Origin of the sequence: Flavobacterium sp., from assembly GCF_030146175.1 — a bacterium.
In the GTDB taxonomy this organism is placed as follows: Bacteria; Bacteroidota; Bacteroidia; order Flavobacteriales; family Flavobacteriaceae; genus Flavobacterium.
Genome location: NZ_JASLCE010000050.1, coordinates 66,199 through 77,445 on the forward strand (window position 1 = coordinate 66,199; position 11,247 = coordinate 77,445).

At 40.7% G+C, this 11,247-nt stretch carries 12 protein-coding genes and 1 pseudogene; 11 read left to right on the top strand and 2 right to left on the bottom strand.

Going from position 1 to position 11,247, the window contains the following annotated elements:
- The first annotated feature begins 34 nt into the window (after positions 1-34).
- The 3 genes from rocD (at position 35) to Q1R07_RS06275 (ending at position 2,154) form a co-directional block, all read left to right on the top strand.
- Positions 35-1,279 carry an ornithine--oxo-acid transaminase gene (gene rocD / locus Q1R07_RS06265; protein ID WP_300487379.1) on the top strand — a complete coding sequence of 415 codons (1,245 nt, stop codon included), beginning with the start codon at positions 35-37 and terminating at the stop codon, positions 1,277-1,279.
- A 64-nt stretch (positions 1,280-1,343) separates the two neighbouring features.
- Positions 1,344-1,607: a hypothetical protein gene (locus tag Q1R07_RS06270; RefSeq protein WP_300487382.1), complete on the top strand. Its 264-nt coding sequence runs from the start codon at positions 1,344-1,346 to the stop codon at positions 1,605-1,607.
- Complete coding sequence (locus Q1R07_RS06275; protein WP_300487385.1) at positions 1,600-2,154, top strand: Smr/MutS family protein; 555 nt, start codon at positions 1,600-1,602, stop codon at positions 2,152-2,154. Before Q1R07_RS06270 ends, Q1R07_RS06275 begins: the two co-directional genes overlap by 8 nt.
- Before the next feature lie 60 nt (positions 2,155-2,214).
- Here Q1R07_RS06275 and Q1R07_RS06280 read toward each other — a convergent pair whose 3' ends face one another.
- The gene (locus Q1R07_RS06280; protein ID WP_300487388.1) at positions 2,215-3,177 is read right to left on the bottom strand and encodes a hypothetical protein; all 963 of its coding nucleotides are present in this window, start codon (positions 3,175-3,177) and stop codon (positions 2,215-2,217) included.
- A 122-nt stretch (positions 3,178-3,299) separates the two neighbouring features.
- Here Q1R07_RS06280 and Q1R07_RS06285 point away from each other — a divergent pair, with 122 nt between their 5' ends.
- From Q1R07_RS06285 to Q1R07_RS06300, 4 genes are all read left to right on the top strand, one after another.
- Positions 3,300-5,060, top strand: coding sequence for an MFS transporter (locus Q1R07_RS06285; RefSeq protein ID WP_300487391.1), 1,761 nt, complete (start codon positions 3,300-3,302; stop codon positions 5,058-5,060).
- A 73-nt stretch (positions 5,061-5,133) separates the two neighbouring features.
- Positions 5,134-6,036: an EamA family transporter gene (locus tag Q1R07_RS06290; RefSeq protein WP_300487394.1), complete on the top strand. Its 903-nt coding sequence runs from the start codon at positions 5,134-5,136 to the stop codon at positions 6,034-6,036.
- A 2-nt stretch (positions 6,037-6,038) separates the two neighbouring features.
- On the top strand, positions 6,039-7,163 hold the full coding sequence (locus Q1R07_RS06295; protein WP_300487396.1) for a cysteine desulfurase family protein: 1,125 nt from the start codon (positions 6,039-6,041) through the stop codon (positions 7,161-7,163).
- 55 nt (positions 7,164-7,218) lie between these two features.
- Positions 7,219-7,842 (top strand): porin family protein, encoded by a 624-nt coding sequence (locus tag Q1R07_RS06300; RefSeq protein ID WP_300487399.1) that lies wholly within the window; start codon positions 7,219-7,221, stop codon positions 7,840-7,842.
- Between the two features lie 56 nt (positions 7,843-7,898).
- Here the strand turns inward: Q1R07_RS06300 and Q1R07_RS06305 are convergent, their stop codons facing one another.
- A complete protein-coding gene (locus Q1R07_RS06305) occupies positions 7,899-8,345 on the bottom strand; it encodes a GNAT family N-acetyltransferase (RefSeq protein ID WP_300487401.1) in 447 nt (148 codons plus the stop codon).
- A gap of 252 nt (positions 8,346-8,597) precedes the next feature.
- Between Q1R07_RS06305 and nadC the strand changes: the two genes are divergently transcribed.
- From nadC to Q1R07_RS06325, 4 genes and pseudogenes are all read left to right on the top strand, one after another.
- Positions 8,598-9,455 carry a carboxylating nicotinate-nucleotide diphosphorylase gene (gene nadC / locus Q1R07_RS06310; protein WP_300487403.1) on the top strand — a complete coding sequence of 286 codons (858 nt, stop codon included), beginning with the start codon at positions 8,598-8,600 and terminating at the stop codon, positions 9,453-9,455.
- A 47-nt stretch (positions 9,456-9,502) separates the two neighbouring features.
- Complete coding sequence (locus tag Q1R07_RS06315) at positions 9,503-10,426, top strand: YihY/virulence factor BrkB family protein (protein ID WP_300487405.1); 924 nt, start codon at positions 9,503-9,505, stop codon at positions 10,424-10,426.
- A 21-nt stretch (positions 10,427-10,447) separates the two neighbouring features.
- Complete coding sequence (locus Q1R07_RS06320; protein WP_300487407.1) at positions 10,448-10,879, top strand: DUF2147 domain-containing protein; 432 nt, start codon at positions 10,448-10,450, stop codon at positions 10,877-10,879.
- 90 nt (positions 10,880-10,969) lie between these two features.
- A pseudogene (locus tag Q1R07_RS06325) lies at positions 10,970-11,247 on the top strand (primosomal protein N'); the annotation flags it as partial.

The window sequence follows — 11,247 nt, forward strand, 5'->3', positions numbered from 1 at the left end:
GAATATCAGATCACTAAACCAACACTATTTTACCATGTCAGTTTTAGAAAAAATCAATTCTGCTGAAGCAATTGCTCTGGAAGATAAACACGGAGCACATAATTATCATCCGCTTCCGGTAGTATTAAGCAAAGGAGAAGGTGTTTTTGTCTGGGATGTGGAAGGTAAGAAGTATTATGACTTTTTATCGGCCTACTCAGCCGTAAACCAGGGACATTGCCATCCGAAAATCGTTAACGCGATGATCGAACAGGCGCAAACATTAGCATTGACTTCAAGAGCGTTTTACAACGATAAATTGGGAGCTTATGAAAAATTTGTAACCGGTTATTTCGGATTCGATAAAGTATTACCCATGAATACCGGAGCCGAAGCCGTGGAAACCGCTTTAAAATTATGCCGTAAATGGGCTTATGAAAAAAGAGGAATTCCGGAAAATCAGGCGCAGATTATCGTTTGCGAAAATAATTTCCACGGAAGAACCACAACCATTATCTCTTTTTCCAACGACGAAAATGCCCGCAAGAATTTCGGGCCGTATACGGAAGGATTTATCCGTATACCTTATGATGACATCACTGCGCTGGAAAACGCGCTTAAATCGAATAAAAACATAGCAGGTTTCCTTGTTGAACCTATTCAGGGGGAAGCGGGAGTATATGTACCGGCCGAAGGCTATCTTGCCAAAGCAAAAGAATTGTGTGAAGCACACAATGCTCTTTTTATTGCCGATGAGGTACAGACGGGTATTGCACGTACCGGAAAATTACTGGCGGTACAACATGAAAACGTACAACCGGACATCCTGATTCTTGGAAAAGCTTTGTCGGGTGGTGCCTATCCGGTTTCAGCTGTATTGGCAAATGATGCGATCATGAATGTGATCAAACCTGGACAACACGGATCTACTTTCGGAGGAAATCCGGTGGCGGCTGCGGTTGCAATTGCAGCGTTGACCGTAGTGGAAGAAGAGCAGCTGGCTGCCAATGCCGAAAAATTAGGAACACTGTTCCGCGCTAAAATGAACGAGTATATTGCCGGAAGTTCGATCTGTACATTAGTGCGCGGAAAAGGACTTTTAAATGCTATAGTGATCAACGATACGGAAGAAAGTGATACCGCCTGGAACATCTGTATGGCACTACGCGATAACGGTCTTTTGGCAAAACCAACACATGGAAATATCATTCGTTTTGCACCGCCTTTGGTGATGACTGAAGAGCAGTTGTTGGACTGTGTTCGTATCATAACAACCACATTGAAACAATTCGAAAAGTAAAAAATAACTTAGAATATTGTTTACGTTTTAAAAGCAGCTTTCGGGCTGCTTTTTTATTGGGGTTATGGCAGCGAATAAGTTGGTGGTGTGGAAAAGGAGAGGAATGCGAAAGTTTACTATTTTTGAAGGAAATAAATTAAGTGATATGAAAACGATTTATATACTGTTGTTTTTCGGGATGGGTGCCTGGGCATTGTACGAACAAACACAACCCAATCCGAACATCTGGGTGCAGATAATAGCGGTGGTGATTTTCTTTTACGGGATGATGAAACTGATGGAGAAAGTGCCGGGCAAAAATCAGGAAGAGGAGGAAGGAGATGTTTGAAATAGGAGATCATGTTGCGGCACTGGATGAGGATATCAGTGGCGTGGTAAAAGAAGTGAAAAAGGATCAGGTTTTAGTGGAAACTAGCGATGGATTCTTGATGACATTTTTTGTCAACGAACTTATTAAAATGGATAAATCCAGTAAGTTAGATGTGTTTAGTTCAGGTATGACTTTAGATTCTGTTTTAAAAGAAAAAGAGCTGCCAAAAAAGCGTTCTTTTGTAAAGGAAAAGCGTTCCCGCAAGGATGATTTCGTGTTGGAGATCGACTTGCATATCGAAAAATTAGTGCCGTCAAAACGGGGAATGTCGAACTATGATATTCTGACTTTGCAGATGCAAACGGCGCAGCGACAAATCGAATTTGCGATAAAAAACAGGATACCAAGAATCGTTTTTATTCATGGTGTTGGCGAAGGCGTTTTAAAAGCCGAGCTGGATTTTTTACTCGGTCGCTACGACAATATTGTCTTCCAGGATGCCGATTATCAGAAGTACGGATTGGGCGCGACAGCGGTTTATTTTAAACAAAACGCGAGTCGGTAATGACATAAAAAAAGACCGGGTATAGCCCGGTCTTTTTTTTATTTTTAGAATAGTGTTGTATTAGTTTGTGGTGTAATCTCCGAAAGTATATTGCGGATGTGTGAAGGATTGCGTGCCTTTTTGGTAAACAATATTCTGGAATGTCAGGTTGTGTTTGTAGCCGATAACCGTCGTATTCGACGCGTCAAAAATCTCGGTTGTAACGATCGTAACGGTACCCTGAGTGGCGATCCATTCTTCGCTTAAAACGACCGGCGCGGTAGGGGTACTTCCGGCGCAGGCAACAACGGCGGAATAGTCCGGATTCGATCCGGCAACCGAAGTGGAATACATTCTGGAAATCACTTTTGCAGTGTCTCCCAAACTGATGGTTTGTGTTCCGGCTACACTCGGATACGAACCGGCTGGTAAATCTACCAATAAAAATTCGCCTCCGTTTTTAAGGTAAATTTTGTTGTCCGAACAATTTTGTGGAACCGCTCCCGGAAACGAAAAACTTAAGGTGTTATTGGCCGACGTATACGTTCCGAAAAGATATTCCGGAAACGAAATCGTCGAAGTATTGTTTGTAAACTGAACGTTTTTAAATTTAATCAAATGACTATAGCTGATTCGGGTCGATAAGGAGGTGGCATCAACAGTTGGAATCATGGAAGTGGTTACTTCAACGGTTCCTCCGGGTCTTACATTGTACTCATCTACTACCGATGGGCTGGATGGCGGTATGGTCGCGCAGATGGAAGAAGAGGTTACACCACCCGAATACGAACGATAGATAATATCGGTCGGATAAAGCAGTGTGTAGGCTCTTGGCGTATTGAGAGGTGTCTCTTCATTTTTAAAAAACGTAGGACTGATGTTTAAAAGCATTAACTGATTACCGCTGGTTTTCAATAAAATATCATTGTTGGAGCATTTTTGAACGGCAACACTGCCAAAATCAAAGGTTTCCACGACAATATCACCGTCGTCACAGCTATTCAGAAGGAATAAGCATACAAATGCGCTAAAAACTTTTTTCATTTGATTATAGAATTTGCAACAAAAGTAACTTTTTTTGTATTTACTATGGACGGATCGGATGAAATTCAACTTAATTGCTATATTTGAAACTCATAACTAACCTAAATCAAGTTCTTGTACTTATGGAAGTATCGCCAACAAAGACCAACTACCCGGCGCTGTATACCCTGATTAACGTGTTTTTTTTCTGGGGTTTTATCGCTGCGGGAAACAGTATTTTTATCCCCTTTTGTAAACATTATTTTTCACTCGACCAATTCCAGTCCCAGCTAATCGATTTTGCCTTTTATACGGCCTATTATATGGGAGCCTTGTTGTTGTTTATCTTCGGAACCTTCAAGGGAAGAGATGTCGTTGGAAACTGGGGATATAAAAAGAGTATTGTCTACGGACTTTTGTTTTCGGCTTTAGGAGCCGGGGCGATGATTGTAGCGGTGGAAAGCAATATATACCTCGGAATGTTGGTAGGTCTTTTTATCGTGGCACTTGGTTTTTCATTGCAACAAACAGCGGCAAATCCGTTTGCCATTTCGCTTGGTGATCCTAAAACGGGAGCCAGTAGGGTGAATCTCGGAGGCGGGATCAATTCGTTCGGAACCACTATCGGGCCGATCATTGTAGGGCTTGCTTTATTCGGAACGACTGCATCGGTAACTGACGAACAGATCAAACACCTCGAACTGGACAAAGTTATATTGTTGTACATCTGCGTAGGATTGTTGTTTCTGGGTGCGGCTGCCATGTTCTATTTCTCGAAAAAAGTACCGGCCGGAATCTCAAACGAACCGATGGAGAAAGCAGGTAAAGCGATGCGCTTTCTGATTGTAATGACGGTATTACTGGTCTTTATTTTTGTACCGGTTTTTAATAGCTATAAAAGCGAAGAAGCACGGAAAATAGAAGTACTCAAAAAAGAAATCAAAGCAATAAAAGCTACTATTTCGGTGGATGACGATCATGTTCAGGCCGATCATGTGGTAAAAAAAATAGAAGCGGAGATCGCTGTGCTTAAAGGGCCACTTGAAAAAAAGAGAATGTTCTGGTTGTCCGGAGGACTACTGGTAATTATCGGTGGATTGTTATTTGTGAAACAAAGTGCCGTGAAAAAAAGCGAAGGATGGGGTGCGATGCAATATCCGCAATTGGTTTTGGGGATGTTGGCCATCTTTACCTATGTAGGCGTGGAAGTAGCTATTGGAAGTAACCTTGGCGAACTACTCGGACTTAAGGAATTCGGAGGGTATAAATCCTCCGAAATAGCGCCTTATGTTTCCATGTACTGGGGAAGTTTGATGATCGGGCGTTGGGCCGGAGCGATCAGCGTGTTTAATTTAAGTCAGACAAAAAAACTAATCGCGTTAATCGTAGTGCCATTAATCGCATTTGTGATTGTTATACGACTCAATATTTTGGTAGGTCAGGATGTGGAGCCGCTGTATTATTATGTGATTTGCGTAGTGGCGCAGATCGGTGCTTTCTTCCTGAGTAAAGACAAACCGGCAAGAACCCTGATGGTTTTTGGATGTATGGGACTTATTGCTATGGTAACCGGACTTATGACGGAAGGTATTGTTGCAATTTACGCCTTCCTGGCGGGTGGTTTGGCCTGTAGTATCATGTGGCCGGCTATTTTTAGCCTTTCCATTATGGGATTGGGAAAATACACGGCACAAGGATCGGCTTTTTTGGTGATGATGATTTTAGGAGGTGGTATTATTCCGCCTATTCAGGGGAAATTGGCCGATATTATCGGAATTCATAATTCGTATGTGATTCCGGTGATTTGTTTTGCCTACCTGACTTTCTTTGCGATCATCGTAAAATCGATACTGGCCAGACAAAATATAGATGTGGATTCGACAGAAGTGAAAGCCGCACATTAATAGATTAAGAAAAAGCTAAATTCAGATTCGGAGCAGGGGAAATCGTTACCTTTGCTCCGAATTTTATTTTCTGATGAAAGCAACAAAATACTACCTGGCTGCTTTTGTAGCCTTTTTGATCTGGGGATTTTTTAGCCTCGGATTAAAACCAATCCATGATTATCCCTCACTGGATATTTTGTTTTACCGCGTCTTTTTAGGGGTGGTATTAATGTCGTTGATCAATATAGTATTTCGCAGAAGTATCATCAAAAAAGACTGGGCTAATTTTAAAAATATGCTACCCAATCATAAGCGACAGATCTTGTTTTTGACGTTGGGAGGTTCCGTTTTGTTAATGGCAAACTGGTTCTTTTTTATCTTTGTGATGAATCATGTGAGTGTCAAGGCGGCTTCATTTGCCTATCTGGTATGTCCTATTCTGACAACCGTTTTTGCCTATTTTATACTTCGCGAAAAGCTGAGTAACGCGCAATGGACAGCCGTAGGAATTAGTGTTTTTAGTTGTGTATTGTTATCGTACAATCACTTTATGGATATTTTTTACAGCCTGATTGTAGCGGCGACCTATGCGTTGTATCTCGTGAGCCAGCGAAAAAATAGTGAAATGGATAAATTCCTGCTGTTAAACATACAGCTGTTGGTAGCCGGAATTTGTATGTTGCCGTTTTATCCGGTTTATAGTGGCGCTTTGCCAACAGAAGGTTTGTTTTATGGTTATTTGTTGATCATTGTTGTAGTGTTCACGATAATACCATTGTTTTTAAATTTGTATGCGTTAAAAGGAGTTAGCTCGGCAACGGTGGGAATCATGATTTATATCAATCCGATTATCAATTTCCTGTTGGCGGTTTTCTATTTTAAAGAACCGGTAAGTGTACAACAATTGTCGGCCTATTCATTGATTTTGGTTTCGATTGTGGTTTTTAATGAAAAGTTACTCTTCAGACGGCATAAAAAACAGTTAGAAGTATAATTATGAAAAAAGTATATCTGGATAATGCATCCACCACGGCGATCCGACCGGAAGTGGTTCAGGAAATGGTAAGTGTTTTAACGGAAGACTACGGAAATCCGTCATCGACACATAGTTTTGGTCGAAGTGCCAAAGTATTACTGGAAACGGCTCGAAAGTCGATTGCCAAACAGCTAAATGCGAATGCGCAGGAAATTATCTTTACGTCTTGTGGTACGGAAGCCGATAACTGGGTATTGCGTTCGGCGGTTAAAGATTTAGGTGTACGTCGCATCATTACCTCCAAAATAGAGCATCATGCCGTGTTGCATACGGTGGAAGTGCTCCAACACGAATATTCCATTTCGGTCGATTATGTAAACGTATTGCCAAATGGCGGAATCGATTTCGCACATCTGAGCGAATTGCTGGGACAGGAACAGAAAACACTGGTGAGTTTGATGCATGTCAATAACGAAACCGGAACAATCCTGGATTTGGAAAGAACCGGACGTATCTGTAAACAATACGGCGCTTATTTTCATTCGGATACGGTACAGTCGATTGGTAAAATGGAAATGGATCTGCAAGAGTTACCGATTGATTTCTTAGCGGCGAGTGCCCATAAATTTCACGGACCAAAAGGAGTGGGATTTGCATTTGTTCGTAAAAATACCGGAATCCAGCCGCTGTTATATGGCGGTGAACAGGAAAAAGGATTGCGCGCCGGAACCGAAGCGGTACATCAAATCGTTGGAATGGCGAAAGCATTAGAATTGTCGTATGTCAATTTGGAAACTGAACGCAATCAGATCACCGAACTCAAGCATTACCTTATAGACGCGTTGCATACTGCTTTTCCGGGTACGCAGATCAATGGAGGTGAAAATGGATTTTATAATATTGCAAATGTATTGTTGCCTTTTTCTAACGATAAAACCGCGATGATACTGTTTAATCTCGATATGAAAGGGATTGCCGTTTCGCGTGGAAGCGCTTGTCAGTCGGGAAGTATCAAACCGTCGCATGTATTGGCTGAAATACTTTCGGATGACGATCTGAAAAAACCAAGCTTACGAATTTCATTAAGTCATTTCAATACAAAAGAAGATATCGACTTGTTGGTGGAAGCGCTGAAAACAGTGTAAACTTTTTCTTTCGGATTTCTGATTTAGTCTTATTTTTGCGGCCTGATAAAAAAATATGAAAAAAGTAATTATGGCTGTTGCGGCCGTTTTTGGATTTGTATTACAGTCTGGTGCGCAGCAAAAAGGAGATGTAGAACTCGGAGCGAATCTGGGTTTTAATTATGCAACGGTGCAAAAAGGAAGTGAAGAGACAAAAGAGCACTATGGTATGAATGCGGGAGTGTCGGTCGATTATTACTTTTCAGATCAATGGAGTGTCAAAACAAAATTGACCTATGATCAAAAAGGATGGAATCGGGGATCAATCTATTTAATAGATACACCCTATATTACCTATGGAACCAATTACGATCTGGATTATCTGACAGTTCCGGTAACCGCAAGCTGGCATTTTGGAAAAAAGCGCAACTGGTACCTGGATCTTGGTCCTTATGTGGGCTTTTTATTAAGTGCGAAAGATTCGCGGTTTAAACGGGATGTAAAAGAGTATTTTAATCAAACCGATTGGGGGGTGGCTTTGGGAGTTGGACTTAAAATCCCGGTTACAGACAAACTTAAATTGTTTGTAGAATGCGATAGTCAATCCGGTTTTTCTGATCTGGCTCAAAAAAAAGAGGATAAGTCGTACCGAAATTCCAGAGTTGCGTTGAATGTAGGAATGAATTTTACAATAAAATAAGACAGAATAAAATATAAAAAAAGGGATACTTGTTTTTTCAGGTATCCCTTATTTGTTTATTTTTTATAGATATCCGGACGGTGAATCTCCATCCATTTCTCCGGACTGGCAATAGGTTTCCATCCGTATTTTTGGTACAACTCATGCGCATCGGCGGTTAGTAAGATCCAACGTCGTAAATCCTGTAATTCCGGATGTGACATAATGGTTTCCATAAGCCATTTCGATAATCCCTGACCGCGATAGGCTTCCAGTACAAAAACATCACCCAGATAAGCCATAGTCGAAAAATCGGAAATAACTTTGGCATAACCCACTTGTTGATCATTATGGAAAATGCCGAAGCAAAGCGCGTTTTCAATCGATTTCTGGATACGGGCTACCGGAATGTCTTTACTCCAGTACGATTCCTGCGACAGGTAATGGTGAATAACAGCGATGTCCAGTTTGGATTTGTCGGTGGAAATGGTAAAGGCACCTTTGGTTTGCGTGATAATTTTCATTCGTATAAAGGATTTGGTTGTAAAGAATCCGCCTGAACGATTGGGTCGTTGAAACGAAGCGTGGATTAATGGTTATAAAGTTACGTATTTGTAGTAAAATCGGAAGAAAATGATCAAATGATTTTAATTGAAAAATTGGAGGTTAAGCCGGTATGAAGCCAATGGTTTGCCAGCGTTAATAAAGGTTTAAAGTGGGTTTAAATTTTTAAGTTTTCAAAGGAATGCCTATTTTAGCATTTCAATAGAAAACAGATGATTTCAGAAGCGCAATTTCAGCACGAACTAGATTTGATCATTACCAATGCCATCCGCGAAGACGTAGGAGACGGTGATCACAGTTCGTTAGCCTGTATACCGGAATCGGCTACCGGAAAAGCAAAATTATTGGTAAAAGACGACGGTATTTTAGCCGGAGTGGAATTTGCCCGTATGGTGTTTCAATATGTCGACCCGGCTTTACAGATGGAGGTATTTATTTCGGATGGAACGCCTGTAAAATATGGCGATGTAGCGTTTCATGTTTCCGGAAGTTCGCAGTCGATACTAAAAGCAGAACGACTGGTGCTAAATGCGATGCAGCGTATGAGTGCAATCGCAACGAAAACCAAAGTATTTGTTGCTCTTTTGGAAGGTACCGGAACCAAAATTCTCGATACGCGTAAAACCACACCGGGAATCCGTGCGATCGAAAAATGGGCGGTAAAAATAGCCGGTGGCGAAAACCATCGTTTTGCATTATATGATATGATTATGCTAAAAGACAATCATATTGATTTTGCCGGCGGAATTACCAAAGCGATTCAGAAAACAAATGCCTATCTGGTAGAAAAAAATCTCAATCTTAAGATTATTGTCGAAGCGAGAAACCTGAACGAGGTACGTGAAATCTTGGAAAACGAAGGGGTTTACCGTATACTGTTGGATAATTTTAACTACGACGATACGCGTAAGGCTGTTGAAATGATTAACGGAAAATGCCTGACGGAGTCATCCGGTGGAATCAACGAAGAAACCGTGCGTCATTATGCCGAGTGTGGTGTAAATTATGTTTCTTCCGGAGCGCTAACGCATTCTATTTATAATATGGACTTGAGTCTGAAAGCGATTTAATTTGTATATTACATCAGAAAATAACACGAAAACGAAACGATAGCGTAGTGTCAAAAGAAATCGAAGAACAAATTGAGAAAATACCGGTACTGAACAAGTTGATGGCTTTTATCAAAACGATAAAAGTTCCCGGGCTTGAAGGGCTATCCTTGTATGACTTGTTGGAGTTGTATGGAATCGGTATTGCCAAAGGTGCTTTCTCGTACCGCGCGGGTGCCATTGCTTTTAGTTTCTTTATGGCGCTTTTTCCGTTTGCCCTTTTTATACTAAACTTAATACCGTATATCCCGTTAGAAGGATTTCAGGAGGATTTTTTAAAGTTCGTATCCGATAGTGTACCACCAAATACGTATGGTGCTGTCGAAGCGATCCTGATGGATATTATGAATAATAGTTATAAAACACTCCTTTCGTCGGGATTCTTTTTGTCGATATTTTTAATGTCCAACGGCTTAAATGCAGTTTTGGGAGGGTTCGAATCGTCGTATCATATTACGATTACACGAGGTTATTTCCGACAATATGCGGTGGCTATCGGATTGTCGATTATCTTTTCCTTTTTCCTGATTGTGACGGTTGCGGCCATTGTCGTGTCGGAGGTGGTGATCCAAATGTTGTCCAATCGTTTGCTATTGGATGATGTGTTGTTTATTCAGCTGGCGCGATATGCTTTTATCCTGATCATGTTGTTTGTATCGGCTTCTTTCCTGTTTAAATTCGGAACAAGAGAAACCAAACAGATTCCGTTTTTTAATGCCGGAGCCATCTTTACTACGATTTTAGTGGTGGTTTCTTCGTATGTATTTGGAATTTATGTGGTGCGGTTTGCACGGTATAACGAACTGTATGGGTCGATTGGTACACTTCTTGTATTGATGTTTTATATATGGATAAACTGTATGATCTTGTTGCTTGGATTTGAATTAAACGCGACTATTAACAAATTAAAAAGAAAAAATTTATATATTTAACAAAACGAAAAAACTATAATTATGAGAAAACAACTTTTAACGGTATTTTTTGTAGCATTTGTAGGACTGTTCACCGCACAGGCACAAGGCGTGGTAGGTAAATGGAAAACAGTTGACGATGAAACCGGTGAAGCGAAATCAATAGTGGAAATCACAGAATCCGGAGGAAAAATCTACGGTAAGGTGGTGGAGATTTTAAATCCGGCAAAGAAAAATGCAAAATGTAAAGATTGTTCCGGTGAAGATAAAGACAAACCGATCTTGGGATTAACCATTATTAAAGGATTGAAAAAATCCGGCGACGAATATACCGATGGAAAAATCCTGGATCCAAACAAAGGAAAACTGTATAAATGTACCGTAAAATTAGACGGTAACGATAAGTTAAATGTTAGAGGATATGTGGGTATTTCGTTAATCGGAAGAACCCAGACCTGGTCAAGAGTAAAATAAATAGCTTTTAAACAGTATAAAAAAAAAACACTTCTCCCGGGAAGTGTTTTTTTATGGTCAGCTGTTATCTTTGTAATTTAAAACAAACCGATGTCTTATTTTGTAGAAGTTGTCTTACCGTTAGCTCTGGATAAAACCTTTACCTATCAGGTTTCCGAAGCCGAATATGAATTCCTTCAAAAAGGGATGCGTGTAGCGGTGCCTTTTGGTAAAAACAAAAGCTATACGGCATTGGCAATCGACTTGCATCGGAACGAACCGCTATTGTATAAGGCGAAGGAGATTCATCAGATATTGGATGAGGTGCCTGTGGTAAACGAATTTCAGATTGAACACTGGAAATGGGTAGCCGATTATTATATGTGTGG